Origin of the sequence: Streptomyces sp. NPDC006335, assembly GCF_040612795.1 — a bacterium.
Taxonomy (GTDB): domain Bacteria; phylum Actinomycetota; class Actinomycetes; order Streptomycetales; family Streptomycetaceae; genus Streptomyces.
Genome location: NZ_JBEXQX010000011.1, coordinates 246141 through 264968, shown reverse-complemented (window position 1 = coordinate 264968; position 18828 = coordinate 246141). Strand labels below are relative to the sequence as shown.

Sequence of the window (18828 nt, the reverse complement as noted above, 5' to 3'; positions counted from 1 at the left end):
CGAGGAGCTGATCCGGCCCAGCGCCACGGAGGAGAAGGGCTGTGGTTCGCCATCGGCGAGGGCAGCCGGACCGTCTGGGCGGGTCAGGTCACCAGGATCCGGAGCGGCGCACGGTCATAACGTCTCCGACGTGGCCTCGGGCCGGCTCAGGGCCTCTTCGAGGGTCGACAGCGGGGGCAGCAGTCGGGCCAGGCCCGTCACGCGGATGATCCGCAGGGTGAGCGGGTGCGTGCAGACCAGGAGCAGCCTGCCGTTCTGGGCGAGCACACGTGCGCGGGCCCGGTACAGGAGCCGCAGGCCGGAGCAGTCGAAGAACTCCACGGCACTGAGGTCGATCACCACCCGCGCGTCGGGACGGCCGGTGACCCGGTCCAGACAGGGGAGGAGTTCGACGGCGGCGGCGATGTCGATCTCGCCGTGGAACTCCAGCACGGTGTGGCCGCGGTCCTCGCGCACGCGCAGATGCCGGGACAGCGGCGCGGGTTCCTGCTGCACGACGACATCGCCTCCAACCGGCTCCTCGGGGGCATGAGTGCGTGCACAACGTTCCCCCGCCCTGCAAGTTACCCTCGTTGGAGGGAATTTGAGCATGTTCGATTGACATATGTCTTCGAATTGCGACCGCCCGTTCGCAACCGGTTCACGCGGGGCTCGCGCCCGGCTCAGGACAGGGCGTGCCAGGCCGTGGTGAGTGCCTGGCGGAACTGCTCGGTCTGGTGCGCGGTGAGGTCCTTGACCATCCGCTCCTCCAGCTCCCGCACGGGACCCTCGTGCTGTGCGAGCAGCGCGCGCCCCTCCTCGGTCAGCAGGATCAGCAGCTCGCGGCGGTTCTTCGGATTGCGCTCCCGCCGCACCAGTCCCCGCGTCTCCAGGGAGCGCACGAGATCGGCGATCGACTGGGCGGTGACGAAGGAGTCACGGGCCAGTTGTGCCGCCGACAGGCCGTCGTGCCGTTCCAGGACGGTGAGGGCCGTGTACTGCAGAGCGGTGATCCCCGACGGCCTGACCAGCTCGTCCAGATGGGAACGGACCACGAGCTCCACCTGTTTCACCATGTAGAGGAGTGACGGGGGCGCCTTGGTCACCTGTGTGTCGAGCATGGGTTCAGGCTAGAGCATTGACAGGAAACCTGTCTGTAAAGAGACTGCGAACCAACAGGAATCCTGTTGGTTGAAATCTTGGCGACGAAGCTGAGGAGCGGCGATGTCCCCCATCGAGATCGAACCCGGACGGCTGTTTGTGGGCGGCCAGTGGCGCGAGGCCGCCGACGGCGCGCGCACCGAGGTGGTCGACCCGTCCCGGGGCACGGTCGTCACCACCGTCGCCGAGGCCGGCGCCACCGACGTGGACGCGGCCGTCCGAGCCGCCCGGGAGGCCTTCGAGGGCGGCGCCTGGTCCGGGCTCAGCGGGCGCGAGCGGGGCCGGATCCTGCACCGGGTCGCCGAGCTGATCCGCGAGAACGCCGACGAACTCGCCCGACTGGAGAGCCTGGACGTCGGCAAGCCGATCTCCCTGTGCCACGCCGTGGACGTGACCAACGCGGCCAACGACTACGAGTACTTCGCGGCCCTCGCCCACTCCCTGGACGGCGCCGTCCGCAACACACCCATGAACGCCCTCGCGTACACCAAGCGCGAGCCGCTCGGGGTGGTCGCCGCGATCACGCCCTTCAACTTCCCGCTGATCCTCGCCGGTTCCAAGATCGGTCCCGCGCTCGCCGCCGGCAACACGGTCGTGCACAAGCCGGCCGACGAGACCCCGCTCAGCGCCCTCTACATGGCGGGGCTGCTCCAGAAGGCGGGCGTCCCGGACGGCGTCGTCAACGTCGTCACCGGCGCCGGGCCGGTGGCCGGCGAGGCCCTGCTGCGCCACCGCGGCATCGACAAGGTCGCCTTCACCGGTTCCACCGCGATCGGCCGGCACGTGGCGGCCACCGCGGGCGAGGCCCTCAAGCCCGTCACCATGGAGCTCGGCGGCAACGCGGCCAACATCGTCTTCGAGGACGCCGACCTGGAGAAGGCGGTCGGCGCGATCATCAAGGCGTTCGTCTTCAACACCGGCCAGTTCTGCATGGGCGGCCCGCGCCTGCTCGTGGCCCGCTCGGTCCACAGCACCCTGCTCGGCATCCTCGCCGACGCCGTGCCCGGCGTACCGGTCGGCGACCCGCGCGACCCCGGGACCGTCGTCGGTCCGATGGCGGGGGAGAAGCACCTGAAGAAGGTCGAGGAGTACGTCGACCTTGCCCGCAAGGAGGGCGGCCGGATCGTCTGCGGCGGTGAACGCCTCGACCTCGACGGCGGCTTCTACTACAAGCCCACGGTGATCGCCGACCTGTCCAACGACTCCCGGGTCGTGCAGGAGGAGATCTTCGGGCCGGTCCTGACCGTGCAGCCCTTCGACACCGAGGACGAGGCCGTCGCGCTCGCCAACTCCACGCCGTACGGCCTGGCTTCCGGCGTCCAGACGACCAACCTCGCCCGCGCCCACCGGGTCGCCGACCGCCTCCAGGCGGGCATCGTCTGGGTCAACGACTGGGCGATGCTCGACCCCGCGGTGCCCTTCGGCGGGGTCAAGGACTCCGGCTACGGCCGCGAGTACGGCCCCGAGGCGCTCGACGCCTACACCAAGGTCAAGTCCGTCGTCGTCTCGCTCGACTGAGCGCCTTCCAAGGAGTTCCCCCGATGTCCATCACCACCCGCGCCGCGGTCGTCGAGTCCGGCGGCGCCCCCTTCACCCTCTCCGACGTCACCCTCGACGAGCCGGGCCCCCGTGAGGCGCTCGTCCGCATGGTCGCGACCGGCCTGTGCCACACCGACCTCGGGGTGGCGAGCGGCGGACTGCCGTTCCCGCTGCCCGGAGTCCTCGGGCACGAGGGCGCGGGAGTCGTCGAGGCCGTCGGCTCGGCCGTCACCGGCGTGGCCCCCGGCGACCACGTCGTGCTGTCCTTCACGTCCTGCGGCGACTGCCGCAACTGCGACGGCGGACACCCCGCGTACTGCGCGACCTGGCTGCCGCTGAACCTCCTCGGCGGTCGCCGGGCCGACGGGACCAGCACCATCAGCCGGGACGGCGAACCGCTCGGCGGACACTTCTTCGGCCAGTCCTCCTTCGCCGAGCGCGCCCTGGTCGACGAGCGCAGTCTCGTCAAGGTCGACCCGGACGTGCCGCTGGAGTCCGTCGCCCCGCTCGGCTGCGGTGTGCAGACCGGCGTCGGCGCCGTGTGGAACGTGCTCAAGCCGGTCACCGGTTCCACGATCGTCGTCCTCGGCGCCGGGGCGGTCGGCCTGTCCGCGGTCATGGCCGCCGCCCTCACCCCCGCCACGACGATCGTCGCCGTCGACCGCGTCGGCGAACGCCTCGAACTGGCGAAGGAGTTGGGCGCCACCCACACCGTCAACGCCGGCGAGCAGGACCTCGGTGAGGCGCTCGCCGCGGTCACCGGCGGGCGGGGCGCGGACGGCATCGTGGAGACCACGGGCAACGTCGGCGTCCTGCGCCAGGGCGTCGACGCGCTCGGCGCGCGCGGCACGCTGGTCGTCGTCGGCGCCCCGCCGTTCGGCACCGAGGTCTCCCTGGACGTGAACGGTCTGCTCGGCGGCAAGCGGGTCGTCGGGCTCACCCTCGGTGACGCCGAGACGCAGAGCTTCATCCCCGCCCTGGTCCGCCTCGTGAAGGAGGGGCGGCTCCCGCTGCACCGCCTGATCAGCACCTATCCGTTCGCGGACATCGACCAGGCGGTGCGGGACATGGGCGCGGGCAAGGCGATCAAGCCCGTGCTGACGTTCTGAGCCGGGCGGCCCGTCACTCGGTCACGAGGACCAGCTTCCCCTTCGTGCGGCCGGTGTCGCCGAGCCTGTGGGCCTCGGCGGCATCGGCCAACGGGAACGTCCCCGCGATCGTGGCCCGCAGCTCGCCCTTCTCCACCAGGTCCACGATCGCGTCCATCCCGGCCCGGTCGGCGTCCACCAGCATCCGCACGGCCCGCACCCCGAGCCGCTCGGCCTCCCGGTCGAACTCGTCCGAGCCGACCGGGATGATCGACACCACGACCCCGCCCGGCCGCAGCACCCGCAGGGAGTCCACGGACGTGTCGCCGCCGAGCGTGTCCAGGACGACGTCCACGTCCTTCACCGCCTCGGTGAAGTCCGTCTCCCGGTAGTCGATCACCTCGTCCGCGCCCAGCTCGCGCAGGAAGTCGTGCTTGCCCGCGCTCGCCGTGCCGATCACGTACGCGCCACGCGCCTTGGCGATCTGCACGGCCACATGACCCACCCCGCCGGCCGCCGCGTGGACCAACACCCGCTGTCCCGGCCGCAGTCCGGCGTGCTCGACCAGTGCCTGCCACGCGGTCAGCGACACCAGGGGCAGCGCGCCGGCCTGGGTGTGGTCGATCGACGCCGGCTTGTGCGTGAGGGCCCGCACTGGCGCGATGACGTACTCGGCGTGCGAACCGTGACCGTAGGGGTACGGCAGCATGCCGAACACCTCGTCACCGGGTTGGAAGGCGGCGACCCCGATGCCGACCTCCTCGACGACGCCGGAGACGTCCCAGCCGAGGACGAAGGGCGGCTCGCCCAGGAAGCCGCCGGTGGAGCGGTGCTTCCAGTCGGTCGGGTTCAGTCCGGCCGCCCGCACCCGGACCAGCACCTGGTTCGGTCGCGGCGCGGGGCGTTCGACCTCGATCTCCTTGAGGACCTCGGGACCGCCGAGGGTGTCCTGGCTGATGGCTCGCATGGTGTTCACAGTGCTCATGGTCGTCCAGCCTGCCCGGCCCCGCCCGTCCGGGAAATGGCACGATTGCCAACCTTCGATAGGATCGTGCCATGCGACATGTGGAGCGGACCGAGCGGGTCGTGGTGCTGGCCCTGGACGGCGTGTACCCCTTCGAGCTGGGCATCCCCAGTCGGATCCTCGGCGCCGCCGACGGCCGGTACGAGGTGCTGACCTGTTCGGTGGACGGCCGACCGGTGCGCAGCAACGCCGACTTCACCATCGGCGTCGAGCACGGGCCGGAGATCCTCGCCACCGCCGACACCGTGGTGATCACGCCCGTCTCACCGGAGCGGATGCCCGTCGAGCTCCCGGAGGAGCTGCGCGAGGCGCTCGCGTTCGTCCGCCCCGACGCCCGGATCGTCTCCATCTGCACCGGCGCCTTCGTGCTCGCCGCGGCCGGTCTCCTGGAGGGCCGCCGGGCGACCACCCACTGGCAGCTCGCTGACCACTTCCGGCGCCTGTACCCGCACGTCGACCTCGACCCCGACGTGCTCTTCGTCGACGACGGCCGCATCCTCACCTCGGCCGGCGCCGCCTCGGGCGTGGACGTGTGCCTGCACCTGGTCCGCGAGGACCACGGCAGCGAGCTCGCCAACCAGGTCGCCCGGCGCTGTGTGGTCCCGCCGTTCCGGGACGGCGGCCAGGCGCAGTACATCGAGCAGCCCGTCCCGGAACAGGGCGCCGCGAGCACGGCCGCAACCCGCGCCTGGGCGCTGGAACGCCTCGACGAGCCCCTGACCCTGGGCGATCTGGCCGCCCACGCCCGGATGAGCCTGCGCACCTTCGCCCGCCGGTTCAACGACGAGGTCGGCCTCAGCCCCGGCCGCTGGCTGATCCAGCAGCGCGTGGCCCGGGCCCGGCACCTCCTGGAGTCCAGCGACCTGTCGGTCGACCAGATCGCCGCCCGCGTCGGCTTCGCCACCGGCGCGTCCCTGCGGCAGCACCTGCACGCCGCGATCGGAGTGTCACCGCAGGTGTACCGGCGCACGTTCCAGACGGCGGCCCGCTGAACGTTCCGGTCCTGCCCCACGTCGAAGGATCATGCAGGCGGACGGTGCACAGGGGGCGGGGATGCGCAAAAGGCAGTGGGCGGTACTGGCGGCCGTGGCCATGACGGTCGTGGGGTGCGAGTCCGGGGAGGGCGTGGTGGTCGAGGGCACCGCACCGGCCACCGTCTACGACGGGCCGATGAACCTCCCCACGAAGGAACTGGACGAGCACACCCCGCGGGCGCTGCGGCTCGCCTCGGGTGCCGCCGGCCGGGCCCTGGAGTGCGCGGGGGAGATCCACAACGGCAACGGCCCCGACGGCTGGAGCGAGGGCGACGGCGGGGACACCCCGGAGGAAGGGCTCAAGCTGTACTTCGACCTGTTCGACCCGGGCGATCCCCGCTCCGGCTACCGCGTGGAGCGCCGGGAGGCGGACCGCGTGCTGTACTCCTACGACGTCGCCGGCCGGACCAAGGTGGCGGTCGTGGTCGCCAAGGACCAGGAGGGCAGGCCCGGTTGGGGCCCCGAGACCAGCGCGTCCTGCGACCCGTCCGAACTCCCGGCCGATTGGACCGCCTCCCACGGCTACGAGATCTGGACCGACCGCACGGGGGAGCGGGTCCCGACCACCGAGGTCAGCAGCGGCGCGGGGGACGACCACTGCGGTTGGACCGAGGTGCACTTCCTCCACCTCGGAGAGCGCACGTACGCCCGTGACCCGGAGGGCCTGCTCGACCCCGGCACGCTCACCGCGCCCTACGACGGCTCGGCCACCCTGCCGACGGACGCCCGGGACACCGGATACCGGTACGGGGACCGGGAATTGCGGCTGACCGACGACCGCCGGACCGCCTATGTCCGTACCCCCGACGGCGTGGAGGCCTGGCCCCTGCTCAGGGAACACGTGGCCTGCAAGTGAGGCGGGTTCACCGGCTGGCGTGCAGGGCGACCAGCAACTGCCATACCTGGTCGGCGATGTCGGTGGCCGTCGCGTCGAGCAGCCCGTGCAGCCAGTCGGCCAGGACGCCGGCGAAGGTGGCGGCGACCGCCGAGGCGACCAGGGGCGCGTCGCCCGCTCCCGCGAGCTCGCGCTCCCGCAGGCTGTAGGCCCGCAGATCCCGGTGCAGCACCCGGCCCAATGGTCCGCCCCCGCCCGGGGCGAGCAGGGACCGGTACAGGGCGGCGCGCGGGGTGAGCGAGGCGAAGAACTCCGCGAGCGCGGGCGGCGCGTGCACCGGGTCGGGCCGCCCGCGCCAGGCGTGCAGCGCCTCCACGGCGTCCCGTACGACGTCCGCGCAGGCGTCGACGGCGAGTGCCTCCAGGCCGTCGTAGTGCACGTAGAAGGTGGCCCGGCCGACCCCGGCCCGCCGCACCAGCGCGGCCACGCCGACCTCCTCCAGCGGCCGCTCGGCGCACTCCGCGAGCAGTGCCTCCCGCAGCCGCGCCCGGGTGCGGGCCGCCCGCGGGTCCTCGGGTGCGGGGCGGGTCACCGCGCGACGAGGACGGCGGCCAGGGCGAGCGCGCCGGGCAACGCCTGCGCGGCGAGGATCCGGACGTTGGCGGTGACGGCGCCGTACACTCCGGCGACGATCACGCAGACCAGGAAGAAGACCTGCGCCCGGAACCCGGTCGGGTCCCCCGCGACGAGGCCCCACACCAGGCCCGCCGCCAGGAAGCCGTTGTAGAGACCCTGGTTGGCCGCCATCGCGGCGGTGGCCCGGGCCATCTCCCGGTCGAACCCGTGGAAGGACATCCCCGGCTTCTTCTGCCACAGGAACATCTCCATCACCAGGATGTACACGTGCAGCGCGGCCACCAGACCGACCAGCACCTTCGCCAGGATCTCCATCGGCTTCCCCTACTTCTTGGACGTGTGTCCACTATAGCTGGACAACCGTCCAGGAAGTCCACTGTCAGTGCCGGCCGCTAGCCTGCGCGCCATGACCACCGATGAAGAGCTCACCGTCCGTCGCGCCCGCCCCGACGACATCCCGGGGCTCGTCACCTCCAGCGCGAGCCTGTTCGCCGAGGACGCCGGGACCAGGGACCCGAGCGTCGACGTCGGCTGGCCGCGCGAGCACGGGAACGCCTCGTTCACGGCGGCCCTGGCGGACCCGGCCCGGCTCGTCCTGGTGGTGGCGCACGGCGGCGAGGTGGTGGGACACCTGACCGGCACCCTGACCGAACCCTCGGCCGTACGGCCCGTGAAGTCGGCCACGCTGAACGGCCTGTACGTCCGCCCGGCCCACCGGCGCGCGCGGGTCGGAGCCCGGCTGGTCGAGGAGTTCCTGGCCTGGGCCGAGACGCAGGGGGCCCGGCAGGCGGAGGTCGCGGCCTACTCGGCCAACCCGGAGGCGATCCGCTTCTACGAGCGTCAGGGATTCGGCGCCCACGCCGTGACACTGCGGCACGCCCTAGGTCGAAAGGCGGAGGTGGAACCCGGGGCGAACGACCAGACTGATCCCGTCAGTTGACGAACCGCCAGGAGGACGCACACCGATGGCCCCGCAGCCACCACGCACCGCGAAGCAGCGCAAGCAGGACACCCTGCACCGACTGGAGCACGACGAGGACGTCTGGGTCGCCACTGCCCCCGGCGACGACTCAGGGGTGCCGTACCTCGTCCCGCTCTCGTTCCTCTGGGACGGCTCCACCCTCCTGCTCGCCACCCCGGCCGCCAGTCCCACCGGCCGGAACCTGAAGTCGACCGGCAGAGTACGGCTCGGCCTCGGGCCCACCCGGGACGTCGTGATGATCGAAGGAACCGTCGACACCATCAGCCAGGCGGAACTGACCGAGGAGGAGGGGGACCGGTTCGCCGACCGGACAGGCTTCGACCCCCGCCGGCTCACCACGCCCTACCTGTACTTCCGCGTCCACCCGCGCCGCGTACAGGCCTGGCGGGAGGAGAACGAACTCACGGGACGTGAACTCATGCGGGACGGACAGTGGTTGACCGCCGACTGAATCGGCCGTGCCGGGATATCCGCAAGGTACGAGGCCGGGGAGCCGACACCCCGTGGCCGGACCCTTCGGAGGAGACATGGCACTGGTGAAAGCGGGGGTCGTCGTGCTCGACTGTGCCGAGCCCGAGAAGCTCGCCGTGTTCTACAAGGAGCTGCTGGCGGCCGAGGAGACCGACGCGAGCGCGAACCGCGTGGAGATCAGGGGGGCGGACGGCTTCCGGCTGGCGTTCCGCCGTGACGTGAACGCCACACCGCCGAGCTGGCCCCGCCCCGAGAACTCCCTCCAGGCCCACATCGACTTCGTGGTGGAGGACCTCGACGAGGTCGAGCGCAAGGTGGTGGAACTCGGCGGCCGCCCCCTGGACACCAAGGACGCGGCGGGGCCGTTCGAGGAACGCGGATACGCCGACCCCGCCGGACACTCCTTCACCCTGCGCACGGTCGCCTCGACCGCGCCCAAGCAGGGCTGAGTCAGTCGCGGCCGCCCTTGTCGTCGGCCGGCCAGACTCCGGTGGAGCGTTCGATGGCTGTGGCACCCGCGCGGTCCACCGCACTGCGCACCACGGCGAAGATGGCGCCCTGGACCGCCGCGGCCAGCAGGATCTCTCCCCAGCCGCGGTCACGGTCCAGGGCGTCGGGGGCGTCGTCCTCGTGCCGGATGGCCTTCCAGGTCTTCTGGAAGGCCAGTCCCGCCAGCGTTCCGCTCGTCCAGCCCAGTACGAAGCCGAGGGGCTTGTAGGCGAGGGGCAGCTTCTTCTTCTTTGCCACGTCAGTCTCCTTGCTCAGTGGTGGGTCGGTGGTGCGCCGGGACCGCCTCGGCCATCGGCACCGGGCCCGGCGGGGTCCCGTCGCCGAACGGACGGCCGCCGAGCTCCGCACGGTGATGCGGCGTCAGCCAGCCCGCCAGGTCCGGCCCGAGCGGCACGATGCCGGTCGGGTTGATGCCGGAGTGCACCTGGTAGTAGTGCCGCTTGATGTGGTCGAAGTCGACGGTGTCCCCGAAGCCCGGCGTCTGGTACAGGTCGCGCGCGTACGCCCACAGCACCTCGTTCTCGGCCAGCTTCCAGCGGTTGCACTTGAAGTGACCGTGGTAGACGGCGTCGAAACGCACCAATGTGGTGAACAGGCGGATGTCCGCCTCGGTGATGGTGTCCCCGACGAGGTACCGCTGCCGTTCCAGCCTCGGTGTCAACAGGTCGAGCCGGCGGAACACGCCCGCGCACGCCTCCTCGTACTCCTCCTGGCCGGTGGCGAAACCCGCCCGGTACACACCGTTGTTGACGTCCTCGTAGACGTCCGCCATCACGGTGTCGATCTCGTCGCGCAGCGCCCGCGGATACAGGTCGGGCGCTCCCTCGCGGTGCAGGGCCGTCCACTCGGTGGCCAGGTCCAGGGTGAGCTGCTGGTAGTCGTTGGTGACCAGCTTCCCGCTGGGAACGTCCACGAGCGCGGGCACGCTCACCCCGCCGGGGTAGTCGCTCTCCCGTTTGTCGTAGGCCTCGCTGAGGTAGCGGATGCCCAGGACCGGGTCGCGGCCGTCCGGGTCCAGGGTGAAACGCCAGCTGCGGTCGTCCTGGATCGGATCGGCGATCGCCATCGAGAGCGCGTCCTCGAGCCCGAGCAGCCGTCGCGAGATCACCGCCCGGCTCGCCCAGGGACACGCGCGGCTGACCACCAGGCGGTAGCGGCCGGCCTCCACCGGCCAGCCGTCCCGGCCGTCGGCGGTGACCCGGTCCGCGAAATGGCTCTTGGACCGTTTGAACGCCTTCTGGCCGTACGCGCTGTTGCCGTCGTCGGCGCTGCCCATGTGCTTCCTCCTGAATGACGCTGTCCTGGTGGACGCGTTCCCCGTTTTCGGGAATCGGCACGGTGTGAGTGCCCGCGAGCCGGGCATCCGGCGTGGGTGAGCGGGACATCGACGAACGAAAAAGCGGACCGGAAAACTCGCGTCACCGTACTGGTGGCTCTCGCGGCGAACCTGGTGATCGCCGTCGCCAAGGCCGTCGGCGGCCTCCTCGCCGGCTCGCCCGCCCTGCTGTCGGAAGCGGCGCACTCCGTGGCGGACAGCCTCAACGAGGTCTTCCTGCTGGCCGCGCTGCGCCGCAGCCGCCGCCCCGCCGACCGGCGCCACCCCTTCGGCTACGGCAAGGAGCGGTTCTTCTGGTCGCTGATCGCGGCCGTCGGCATCTTCGTGATGGGCGGCTGCTTCTCCTTCTTCCAGGGCGTGGAGGCGCTCCACAACGGCGCCGAGGAGAAGCTCAGCGGCTATGTGGCCGGCCTGATCGTGCTGGGGGTGGCCTTCGTCGCCGAAGGCGCCTCGCTGCTGCGGGCACTGCACCAGGTGCGCAAGCAGGGCGGGGCCGCCGAGGGCATGCGCGACCCGGCCCTGCGCACGGTCGTCGCCGAGGACGGCACGGCGGTGCTCGGGGTGACCCTGGCCATGGCCGGCATGGCGCTGCACATGGTCACCGGGCAGGTCGTGTGGGAGGCGTCCGCCTCACTGGCCATCGGTGTGCTGCTGGTCTACGTGGCCTACCGGCTGGGCCGCGAGGCCATGGGGCAGCTCATCGGCGAGGCCGCGGACCCGGAGTCCAGTGCCCGGATCCGGGCACTGCTGGACGCGCAGCCCGAGATCGACAGCGTGGAGGCGCTGTTCACCATGAAGATGGGGCTGGACTCGGTGCTGGTGGCCGCCCGGGTCGACCTGGTGCCGGGCCTGGACAGCGAGCGGGTCGAGGAGGTCGCCGTACGCATCAAGCGGTCCGTCTCCCGGACCGTGGCCGAGGCGGACCAGATCTTCCTCGACGTGACCGACCGGCCGGCCGAGGAGGCAAGGGAAAGCCCCGCCGCGACGGGGGAACGCGGCGGGGCCTGACGCTCAGGTGCCCGGCCGGAGCCGGTTCATGCGTCGTCCGCGCAGGATTTCTCCGCGGGCGCTCAGTCCCCGGCGACGGGCTCCAGGACGAAGACCGGTATCACCCGGTCCGTCTTCTCCTGGTAGTCGGCGTACGGCGGGTACGCGGCGACGGCACGCTCCCACCACTCGTCCTTCTCCGCGCCGGTGACCTCGCGGGCGACGAAGTCCCGCTTGACCGGGCCGTCCTGGAGCTCGACATGCGGGTCGGCCTTGACGTTGTGGTACCAGACCGGGTGCTTGGGCGCGCCGCCCAGCGAGGCGACCGCCGCGTAACGCCCGTCGTGCTCGACCCGCATCAACGGCGTCTTGCGGATGCCGCCGCTCTTGGCGCCGCGGGTCGTCAGCACGATGACCGGCATCCCCGTGTCCATGAGCGTGTTCCCCTTGGTGCCGCCGGAGCTCTCGTACAACTCCACCTGCTCACGCACCCATTGGGTCGGGCTGGGCTGGTACTCGCCCTCAAGAGGCATGATTCGAGTCTCCTCGTCGTCTGCAACCGGGTCCCGCACGGGACTTCAACACGATCCCGCCCGGGAATCATCCCGAGCGGGTTCCCAGGGACCTGCCCATGACGACGACCGCCGACACGGCGACCCGCGGCGGGCACGAGCACGTCATGGCCACCGGGGCGGACACCGTCCGGGCGAGGCGTGGCCGGATAACGAGGTAGGCGGACGCGCTCCGGCAGTCGGGGTTCCCAGGCACGGCCGTCCCGCCCGGAGGGCCGCCCGCCGCACGGCGACGATCTTCGGCCACATTGCCCCCGCCACCGATCTGGCCGAACTTCTCGTCGCCCTATAGATGCCCCGAGCATCTAATGAAGATCTGCACGACGCACCCTTCGTCTGCGAGGTCTTCCATGACGGAAACGCACCCCGTCGCCTTCCCCCAGGACCGGACCTGCCCCTACCACCCGCCCGCCGCCTACGACCGGCTGCGCGCCGACCGCCCGCTGTCCCGGATCACCCTCTTCGACGGCCGTCCGGCCTGGCTGGTCACCGGACACGGCACCGCCCGCACCCTGCTCGCCGACCCCCGCCTGTCCACCGACCGCACCCGTGACGGCTTCCCCGCGCCCACGGCACGCTTCGCGGCGGTCAAGGACCGCAGGGTCGCGCTGCTGGGCGTCGACGACCCCGAGCACCGGGTCCAGCGGCGCCTGATGGTCCCCAGTTTCACGCTCCGCCGGGCCACCGAACTGCGCCCCCGCATCCAGGAGATCGTCGACGAACGCCTCGACGCGATGATCGCCCAGGGGCGGCCCGCCGAGCTGGTGAGCGCCTTCGCGCTGCCCGTCCCCTCGACCGTGATCTGCGCCCTGCTCGGCGTGCCCTACACCGACCACGACTTCTTCGAGGGAGAGTCCCGGCGCCTGCTGCGCGGCCCCACGGCCGACGACGTCATGGACGCCCGCGACCGACTGGAGAAGTACTTCGACGAACTGATCGACCGCAAACAGGCACACCCCGAACCCGGCGACGGCGTGCTCGACGAACTCGTCCACCAGCAGTTGCGCAACGAGGAGCTGAACCGCGAGGAGCTGATCGCCCTGGCGATCATCCTGCTGGTCGCCGGCCATGAGACCACCGCCAACATGATCTCCCTCGGCACCTTCACCCTCCTTCAACACCCGGACCGGCTGGCCGAGTTGCGCACCGATCCCGCGCTGATCCCGAACGCGGTCGAGGAACTCATGCGGATGCTGTCGATCGCCGACGGACTGCTGCGGATGGCCCTGGAGGACATCGAGGTGGCCGGGACGACGATCCGCGCGGGTGACGGAGTCGTCTTCTCGACCTCGGTCGTCAACCGCGACGAGGATGTCTACGCCGACCCCGACACCCTCGACTGGCACCGGCCCGCCCGGCACCACATCGCGTTCGGCTTCGGCATCCACCAGTGCCTCGGCCAGAACCTCGCCCGCGCCGAACTGGAGATCGCCCTCAGCACCCTCTTCGACCGGCTGCCCACGCTGCGCCTCGCGGTCCCCGCCGAGGAGATCCCCTTCAAGCCCGGCGACACGATCCAGGGGATGCTGGAACTCCCCGTGACCTGGTAAGAGGCCCCGCTCATGCACATCGACATCGACAGGGACGTCTGCATCGGGGCGGGCCAGTGCGCCCTGGCCGCCCCGGGCGTCTTCACCCAGGACGACGACGGCTTCAGCACGCTCGTGCCCGGCGCACAGGACGGTGGCGGCGACCCCATGGTCAGGGAGGCCGCCCGGGCCTGTCCCGTCGCCGCCATCACCGTGTCGGAGACGGTGAGCTGACCGGGGGCGCGGCGGGTCGGGCACCCCGAGTTCGACTCGCCGCAGCCGCCCAGGCTCGGCGTCCACGTCGTACGCGGTGACGCGGCCGCCCTCGACCGTGACGGTGAGCGCGAACAGCAGGCGCCCGGCGGGGCGACAACGAGACCGACGTCCCCGTCGACCAGGGGCCCGGCACCCGCGTGAGCCGTACGACTTCCAGACCCCTGCCTCAAGGTCTGCTTCGGCGAACTCGGCGTGCGGAAGCTGCACTTGGGCCCGGGAGGACATCAGGGCATTCGCGGCCCTCTGACGTCAGCGGGCGCCCAGCAGCAGCCGGGCCGCCTCCCGCGCCTCGACGGCGGGGCGGGTGCTCCGCGTGATCCCCGCCGTCACCATGGCTCCCTCGGCGAGCAGGAAGAGTGGCCCGGCCAGCGCGGCGGGCCGCCCCGCCGCGGCCACGAGGGCGGCGAGGTAGTCCCCGAACGCTTCCTTGTGCGCCCGGACCTGGGCCACCACCCGGTCCGAGGTCGCGCCGAGTTCGCCGTACGAGTTGATCCACGCGCACCCGCGGAAGCCCTCCTCGCCGAACCATTCCTCCAGCCAGTCGTAGACCGCGAGGATCCGCTCCTCAGGGTCCGACCGGAGCTCCACGAACTCGGCCAGCCGGCCCCGCCAGCGCCCGTCCCGCCGCTCCAGATAGGCCTCGACCAGCTGCTCCTTCGCCGGGAACAGTTGATAGAGCCGCTTGAGGGAGACCCCGGAAGCGCCCCGAATCTCGTCCATGCCGACGGACTGGACGCCCCGCCCGTAGAACAGCTCCTCGGCGGCGTCCAGCACCCGCTCGCGGGCCACTGCGCTGTCCATGGACGACCACTCCTTGACGCGAGAACGCACGTTCTCCTACGTTAGCAGTCCAGCGGAGAACGCCCGTTCTCCGTTCGCCGTCCCGGAGGACGCCATGACCGACCGCCCGCCCCTGCCGCCCTTCACCCGCGAGACCGCCGCCCGGAAGGTGCAGGCCGCCGAGGACGCCTGGAACACCCGCGACCCGCAGCGGGTGGCGCTCGCCTACGCGCCGGACTCCGTGTGGCGCAACCGCGGCACCTTCGTCGCCGGCCGCGACGAGATCGTCGACTTCCTCACCGCGAAGTGGGCGCGCGAGCGCGAGTACGCGCTGCGCAAGGACCTGTGGGCCTTCGACGGCAACCGCATCGCGGTCCGTTTCCAGTACGAGTGCCAGGACGCCGAAGGGCAGTGGTGGCGGTCGTACGGCAACGAGCTGTGGGAGTTCGACGAGCACGGGCTGATGACCCGGCGCGAGGCGAGCATCAACGACGTGCCCATCGACGAGAAGGAGCGCCGGATCCACGGACCGCGGCCCGAGAGCGAGCGCGGGCAGTCCTTCCCGCTTCAGTAGGGTTCCGGGGTGACCGAACAGGACGAGACACCGCCCTTCTTGTACGTCGTCGTCTGCGCCGCCGGCATCGCGGCGGACGTCGGCAAGCTGATCACCGCCGCGCAGGAGCGGGAGTGGCACGTGGGCGTCATTGCCACGCCCACCGCCATGAACGGCTTCTTCGACGCGGCCGCCGTGGAGGCCCAGACCGGCTACCCGATCCGTTCCGCGTGGCGCCGCCCGGGAGACCCGCGGCCCTTCCCGGACCCGGACGCGGTCGTGGTCGCCCCGGCCACCTTCAACACGATCAACAAGTGGGCGGCCGGCATCGCCGACACCCTCGCCCTGGGCACGCTGTGCGAGGTGCTCGGACGGGGCGTCCCGATCGGCGCCCTGCCCTGTGTCTCCGACGACCTCGCGGGACACCCCGCCTACCAGGACAGTCTGATCCGGCTGCGGGGGGCGGGAGTGCGGTTCGGACACCCCTACCAGGGCGTCGAGGGCGAGGAGTTCGCGTGGGAGCGGGCACTGGACCTGGTCGAGCGGGGACCTTGATCGCGCCCGAAGCCGTACGCTCCCCTTCGGACCCCTCTGGAAGGCAGGAGCAGCAACGATGCAGTACGTGAAGCTCGGTTCGACGGGCCTGGACGTCTCGCGGATCTGTCTGGGCTGCATGTCCTACGGCCTGCCGGACCGCGGCGTGCACGAGTGGACCCTCGACGAGGAGGCGTCGCGGCCACTGATCCGGCAGGCCCTGGACGCCGGCATCACCTTCTTCGACACCGCGAACGTCTACTCCGACGGCACCAGCGAGGAGATCGTCGGCAAGGCCCTCGCGGACTTCGCGAACCGCGACGAGATCGTGCTCGCGACCAAGGTGCACGGCCGGATGCGGTCCGGGCAGAACGCCGCGGGGCTCTCCCGCAAGGCGATCATGACGGAGATCGACCACAGTCTCCGCCGCCTCGGCACCGACTACGTCGACCTGTACCAGATCCACCGCTTCGACCCCCGCACCCCGGTCGAGGAGACGATGGAGGCGCTGCACGACCTGGTGAAGGCGGGCAAGGTGCGCTACATCGGGGCCAGTTCGATGTACGCCTGGCAGTTCTCCAAGATGCAGTACACGGCCGAGCGGCACGGCTGGACCAAGTTCGTCTCCATGCAGAACCACTACAACCTCCTCTACCGCGAGGAGGAGCGCGAGATGCTGCCGCTCTGCGCCGACCAGGGTGTCAGCGCCCTGCCGTGGAGCCCGCTGGCCCGCGGGCGCCTGACCCGGGACTGGGGCACGGTCACCGACCGCAGCTCCACCGACGACTTCGGCAGCCGCCTCTACCAGGAGGGCGACCGCAGCATCGTCGAGGCCGTCACCCGCATCGCCGGCGACCGGGGCGTCCCCCGCGCCCAGGTGGCCCTGGCCTGGCTGCTGGCGAAGGACACGGTGGCGGCCCCGATCGTGGGCGCGGGCAAGCCGCACCACATCGAGGACGCGGTGGCAGCGGTCGAACTGGAGCTCAGCGAGAAGGAGATCGAGGAACTGGAGGGGCCGTACACGGCCCGCCCCGTCGTCGGTCACAGCTGACTAGTGCGGTCCGTGCGGTGCGAACTCCGTACCGCACGGACCCGCCCCCTCGCTCTCCGGCAACGGCACCCGCGCACCGCTCATCGACAACGTCCGGTAGTAGTGCCCGATCCGCTCGGTGGAAGCCCCCACGTAGTGCCCGATGAACGACCGCCGGAACCGGTCGGCCGTGCGGTTCGGCTGCGACCCGTGCACCAGGCTGCCGTTGAAGAACAGGACGTCCCCCGGAGCCATGTCGACGGGAACCGCCGCGAGCCCCGGGGGCGGTGCCACGTACTCCCGCGCGAACGACACCTCGGAGTCCGCGAGTTCGGGGCAGAACAGGTCCATCCGGTGCGTGCCCGGGACGACCTCCAGCCCGCCGTTGTCCCGGTCGATGACATCGCAGGCCACCCAGGCGGCGACGCACGTGCCCGGCTCGACCCGCAGATAGAAGTTGTCCTGGTGCAGTGCCTGCCCCCGGGCCCCCGGCGGCTTGAAGTAGAACATGCTCTGCGCGGCCAGCACTTCCTCGCCGAGCAGTGTCTCCAGCACCTCCCGCAGCCGGCCGTCCAGCAGGAACCGCAGCGCCAGGTCGTTGATCTCGTGCGGCTGCATCACCCGCGGATACCTCCGCAGCGGATCCGCGGACTCGCCCGGAGCGCTCGGCTCGAAGTGACCCGGCACCGGCCCGCCGGCGTGCAGGGCCGTGAACGCGGCGCACAGCCGGTCGATCTCCTCGCGCGCGAACAGCCCCCGGGCGACCATGAAGCCGTCCTCCTGGAACTGCCGGACCCCTGTCCCGATGCCCGTGACTGTCATCTGTTTCCCTCCCCGGTCGCATGTGTTCCACTCGTCACGCTAGGCCGCAGCCCGCACGAGGAGGATGCCCGTGACCGCCGACGGATTGCCCGGGACCGCTGCGTCCGGCGATCCCGGCCCGCCGCCCGGCCTCGTGGTCGTCGGCCGCTACGACGAACTCCCGGGCTACGCCGTCCAGCGACCGCGCGGCGCCGAGAGCTGGCTGTTCACCTGGACGGTGGACGGCCGGGGCACCCTGCGCCAGGGGCGGACCGAGACCGGCGCGGGCGCCGGGGACCTCGTGGTGCTCGCCCCCGGCATCCCGCACCGCTACGGCGTCCACCAGGGCGCCGGACACTGGGAGTTCTGGTGGGCGCACTGCGGAGCCAGACCGTCCTGGACCGCCTGGCTGAGGCCGTACGGCAGGGGTGACGGCCTGTACGTCGTCACCCCGGACCACGTCGTCACCCCGGACCCCGCGGGCGACGGCCCGCACGCCCGCATCGAGGCGGCCTTCCGCCGGATGCTGGCCGACGCCCGCTGGACCGGCACCGGCACCCCGCCCGACACCGTCCCGCCCGACGACCGGGTGGCCGTCGCCGTGGCCCACGGCGCCACCGCCCGCGAACTGGCCCTGGGCGCGCTGGAGGAGGTCGTCCTGCTCACCGCCGGCGCCGCGCGCGCGACCCGGGCCGGGACGGGCGTCGACCCCCGCATCCAGCGCGCGCAGGAGCTCATCGCGGCCGACCCCGGAGCCCCGCACACGGTCCGATCGCTCGCCGCCGAGGTCTCGCTGTCCCCGTCCCGGTTCGCGCACCTCTTCACCCAGCAGCTCGGCCGGGCACCGATGCGGGCGCTGCGCGAGGCACGGCTGCAGCACGCCGCCCGACTACTGGAGAGCACCGACCTTTCCGTGGAACGCGTCGCCGCCGCCTCCGGCTTCGCCAGCCCCTTCCACTTCAACCGCGTCTTCCGCCACCGCTACGGCACACCGCCCGGGGCCTACCGAGCGGCCGTCCCAATGGTTGGGACATGACATCATGGGGCCACCCGGAAGCGCTGTGTAGTGGAGGTTCAATGGTTTCCTGGATCTCTTCGCGGAGTTAACTGGATCCCGTTTCCAATTGCGAAATCATGAGAACGACAATCCCCGGGGCGCCGGTGCTGACGA

The 18828-nt window shown here is 71.5% G+C and carries 24 protein-coding genes; 14 read left to right on the top strand and 10 right to left on the bottom strand.

Annotated elements, in window-relative coordinates; all coding sequences use genetic code 11:
- Window positions 1–114: 114 nt before the first annotated feature.
- Together ABZ098_RS29005 and ABZ098_RS29000 are read right to left on the bottom strand one after the other, a co-directional pair.
- The gene (locus ABZ098_RS29005; RefSeq protein WP_356596051.1) at window positions 115–495 is read right to left on the bottom strand and encodes an anti-sigma factor antagonist; all 381 of its coding nucleotides are present in this window, start codon (window positions 493–495) and stop codon (window positions 115–117) included.
- A gap of 167 nt (window positions 496–662) precedes the next feature.
- On the bottom strand, window positions 663–1100 hold the full coding sequence (locus ABZ098_RS29000; protein WP_356596049.1) for a MarR family transcriptional regulator: 438 nt from the start codon (window positions 1098–1100) through the stop codon (window positions 663–665).
- Between the two features lie 103 nt (window positions 1101–1203).
- Between ABZ098_RS29000 and ABZ098_RS28995 the strand changes: the two genes are divergently transcribed.
- Together ABZ098_RS28995 and ABZ098_RS28990 are read left to right on the top strand one after the other, a co-directional pair.
- Window positions 1204–2658: an aldehyde dehydrogenase family protein gene (locus tag ABZ098_RS28995; protein WP_356596047.1), complete on the top strand. Its 1455-nt coding sequence runs from the start codon at window positions 1204–1206 to the stop codon at window positions 2656–2658.
- A 23-nt stretch (window positions 2659–2681) separates the two neighbouring features.
- Entirely contained in the window at window positions 2682–3788 is a 1107-nt protein-coding gene (locus tag ABZ098_RS28990) for an NAD(P)-dependent alcohol dehydrogenase (RefSeq protein ID WP_356596045.1), read from the top strand.
- 13 nt (window positions 3789–3801) lie between these two features.
- Here ABZ098_RS28990 and ABZ098_RS28985 read toward each other — a convergent pair whose 3' ends face one another.
- Window positions 3802–4752: an NADP-dependent oxidoreductase gene (locus tag ABZ098_RS28985; RefSeq protein ID WP_356596043.1), complete on the bottom strand. Its 951-nt coding sequence runs from the start codon at window positions 4750–4752 to the stop codon at window positions 3802–3804.
- Between the two features lie 71 nt (window positions 4753–4823).
- On the opposite strand from ABZ098_RS28985, the gene ABZ098_RS28980 reads away from it, so the two are divergent.
- Together ABZ098_RS28980 and ABZ098_RS28975 are read left to right on the top strand one after the other, a co-directional pair.
- Window positions 4824–5783, top strand: a complete 960-nt coding sequence (locus ABZ098_RS28980) for a helix-turn-helix domain-containing protein (RefSeq protein ID WP_356596041.1) — start codon at window positions 4824–4826, stop codon at window positions 5781–5783.
- A gap of 61 nt (window positions 5784–5844) precedes the next feature.
- Window positions 5845–6681, top strand: coding sequence for a hypothetical protein (locus ABZ098_RS28975; RefSeq protein ID WP_356596039.1), 837 nt, complete (start codon window positions 5845–5847; stop codon window positions 6679–6681).
- A gap of 7 nt (window positions 6682–6688) precedes the next feature.
- Here ABZ098_RS28975 and ABZ098_RS28970 read toward each other — a convergent pair whose 3' ends face one another.
- Complete coding sequence (locus tag ABZ098_RS28970) at window positions 6689–7252, bottom strand: TetR/AcrR family transcriptional regulator (protein WP_356596037.1); 564 nt, start codon at window positions 7250–7252, stop codon at window positions 6689–6691.
- Window positions 7249–7611: a DUF1304 domain-containing protein gene (locus tag ABZ098_RS28965; RefSeq protein WP_356596035.1), complete on the bottom strand. Its 363-nt coding sequence runs from the start codon at window positions 7609–7611 to the stop codon at window positions 7249–7251. Before ABZ098_RS28965 ends, ABZ098_RS28970 begins: the two co-directional genes overlap by 4 nt.
- 91 nt (window positions 7612–7702) lie before the next feature.
- Here ABZ098_RS28965 and ABZ098_RS28960 point away from each other — a divergent pair, with 91 nt between their 5' ends.
- The 3 genes from ABZ098_RS28960 to ABZ098_RS28950 all read left to right on the top strand — a co-directional run bounded on the left by ABZ098_RS28960 (window position 7703) and on the right by ABZ098_RS28950 (window position 9198).
- Window positions 7703–8236: a GNAT family N-acetyltransferase gene (locus tag ABZ098_RS28960; RefSeq protein ID WP_356596033.1), complete on the top strand. Its 534-nt coding sequence runs from the start codon at window positions 7703–7705 to the stop codon at window positions 8234–8236.
- A gap of 25 nt (window positions 8237–8261) precedes the next feature.
- The gene (locus ABZ098_RS28955; RefSeq protein WP_356596031.1) at window positions 8262–8729 is read left to right on the top strand and encodes a pyridoxamine 5'-phosphate oxidase family protein; all 468 of its coding nucleotides are present in this window, start codon (window positions 8262–8264) and stop codon (window positions 8727–8729) included.
- Between the two features lie 76 nt (window positions 8730–8805).
- Window positions 8806–9198 (top strand): VOC family protein, encoded by a 393-nt coding sequence (locus ABZ098_RS28950; protein ID WP_356596029.1) that lies wholly within the window; start codon window positions 8806–8808, stop codon window positions 9196–9198.
- Window position 9199: 1 nt separating this feature from the next.
- Here ABZ098_RS28950 and ABZ098_RS28945 read toward each other — a convergent pair whose 3' ends face one another.
- Both ABZ098_RS28945 and ABZ098_RS28940 read right to left on the bottom strand, forming a co-directional pair.
- Window positions 9200–9496 (bottom strand): DUF4235 domain-containing protein, encoded by a 297-nt coding sequence (locus ABZ098_RS28945; RefSeq protein ID WP_356596027.1) that lies wholly within the window; start codon window positions 9494–9496, stop codon window positions 9200–9202.
- 1 nt (window position 9497) lies between these two features.
- Window positions 9498–10535 (bottom strand): glutathione S-transferase C-terminal domain-containing protein, encoded by a 1038-nt coding sequence (locus ABZ098_RS28940; protein WP_356596025.1) that lies wholly within the window; start codon window positions 10533–10535, stop codon window positions 9498–9500.
- A 96-nt stretch (window positions 10536–10631) separates the two neighbouring features.
- Between ABZ098_RS28940 and ABZ098_RS28935 the strand changes: the two genes are divergently transcribed.
- Window positions 10632–11603: a cation diffusion facilitator family transporter gene (locus ABZ098_RS28935; RefSeq protein WP_356596023.1), complete on the top strand. Its 972-nt coding sequence runs from the start codon at window positions 10632–10634 to the stop codon at window positions 11601–11603.
- Window positions 11604–11665: 62 nt separating this feature from the next.
- On the opposite strand, the gene ABZ098_RS28930 is transcribed toward ABZ098_RS28935, so the two are convergent.
- Window positions 11666–12115, bottom strand: coding sequence for a nitroreductase family deazaflavin-dependent oxidoreductase (locus tag ABZ098_RS28930; protein WP_356596021.1), 450 nt, complete (start codon window positions 12113–12115; stop codon window positions 11666–11668).
- 389 nt (window positions 12116–12504) lie between these two features.
- Here ABZ098_RS28930 and ABZ098_RS28925 point away from each other — a divergent pair, with 389 nt between their 5' ends.
- Both ABZ098_RS28925 and ABZ098_RS28920 read left to right on the top strand, forming a co-directional pair.
- A complete protein-coding gene (locus ABZ098_RS28925) occupies window positions 12505–13704 on the top strand; it encodes a cytochrome P450 (protein ID WP_356596019.1) in 1200 nt (399 codons plus the stop codon).
- 12 nt (window positions 13705–13716) lie between these two features.
- On the top strand, window positions 13717–13917 hold the full coding sequence (locus tag ABZ098_RS28920) for a ferredoxin (protein ID WP_356596017.1): 201 nt from the start codon (window positions 13717–13719) through the stop codon (window positions 13915–13917).
- Window positions 13918–14208: 291 nt separating this feature from the next.
- Here ABZ098_RS28920 and ABZ098_RS28915 read toward each other — a convergent pair whose 3' ends face one another.
- Window positions 14209–14760, bottom strand: a complete 552-nt coding sequence (locus tag ABZ098_RS28915) for a TetR/AcrR family transcriptional regulator (protein ID WP_356596015.1) — start codon at window positions 14758–14760, stop codon at window positions 14209–14211.
- A gap of 94 nt (window positions 14761–14854) precedes the next feature.
- Here ABZ098_RS28915 and ABZ098_RS28910 point away from each other — a divergent pair, with 94 nt between their 5' ends.
- The 3 genes from ABZ098_RS28910 to ABZ098_RS28900 are packed head-to-tail and all read left to right on the top strand — an operon-like array spanning window position 14855 to window position 16877.
- Window positions 14855–15313 (top strand): nuclear transport factor 2 family protein, encoded by a 459-nt coding sequence (locus ABZ098_RS28910; RefSeq protein WP_356596013.1) that lies wholly within the window; start codon window positions 14855–14857, stop codon window positions 15311–15313.
- 9 nt (window positions 15314–15322) lie between these two features.
- Complete coding sequence (locus ABZ098_RS28905) at window positions 15323–15847, top strand: flavoprotein (RefSeq protein WP_356596011.1); 525 nt, start codon at window positions 15323–15325, stop codon at window positions 15845–15847.
- 58 nt (window positions 15848–15905) lie between these two features.
- Complete coding sequence (locus tag ABZ098_RS28900; protein ID WP_356596009.1) at window positions 15906–16877, top strand: aldo/keto reductase; 972 nt, start codon at window positions 15906–15908, stop codon at window positions 16875–16877.
- Here ABZ098_RS28900 and ABZ098_RS28895 read toward each other — a convergent pair whose 3' ends face one another.
- Window positions 16878–17678, bottom strand: coding sequence for a phytanoyl-CoA dioxygenase family protein (locus ABZ098_RS28895; RefSeq protein ID WP_356596007.1), 801 nt, complete (start codon window positions 17676–17678; stop codon window positions 16878–16880).
- Window positions 17679–17742: 64 nt separating this feature from the next.
- On the opposite strand from ABZ098_RS28895, the gene ABZ098_RS28890 reads away from it, so the two are divergent.
- Window positions 17743–18693 carry a helix-turn-helix domain-containing protein gene (locus ABZ098_RS28890; RefSeq protein WP_356596005.1) on the top strand — a complete coding sequence of 317 codons (951 nt, stop codon included), beginning with the start codon at window positions 17743–17745 and terminating at the stop codon, window positions 18691–18693.
- Window positions 18694–18828: the final 135 nt, after the last annotated feature.